Below are 521 nucleotides of genomic sequence, written 5' to 3' on the forward strand. Positions count from 1 at the left end.
GTTCTTCTGTCAGCCCCAGGGTGAAGAACTCGGCGATGTCACCGTCGTCGTTAAAAATACTAAGGGCCGCGTACTTCGCTTCCGTGACCTCGCGCACTTCTCGAAGAAATGTCCGGAAGGCCGCTTCGAGATCGTCTTCCGCGCTCGTGTGGCTCATAAGCTGAGTCAAGGCCTGCATGCGCTCGCCTTCCTCTCGGACGTGGGCCTTCCCGGAGTGCTCCTCCTGGTGATGAACCCCGGGCTGTCCTTCAGTCCGGGCCACATGTGCCGAGAGGACTGCCGCGAGGGCCCCGCCGACCAACAGGCTTCCCCCGGCGGCCCAGACCGACCCTGCCAAGCAGGCTCCTGTGACGGCCGCAGCGGACAGGAGGGCCGTGGCGCCAAACGTCAAAAGCAGTCGGGTGGCGAGTCTCGTTCCACCCTTCTCCCCGCCGGGCCCGTCGCCAGCGGAACGGGAAAGCGCGTGACCTGCAGGGCGTGTCGTCTGCTGGTCGGGGGCAGACTCCTGGTCGAATGGGCAC

Annotated in this window: 1 protein-coding gene; it reads right to left on the reverse strand. The window is 65.5% G+C overall.

Features of this window, described 5'->3' with window-relative positions; translation table 11 throughout:
- Positions 1 to 301, reverse strand: a 301-nt coding sequence (locus EXE46_RS16335; protein ID WP_199234217.1) for a hypothetical protein, incomplete at its 3' end; no start/stop codon positions are given.
- Between the last annotated feature and the right edge of the window lie 220 nt (positions 302 to 521).

Origin of the sequence: Halorubrum sp. GN11_10-6_MGM, assembly GCF_005435165.1 — an archaeon.
Lineage (GTDB): Archaea > Halobacteriota > Halobacteria > Halobacteriales > Haloferacaceae > Halorubrum.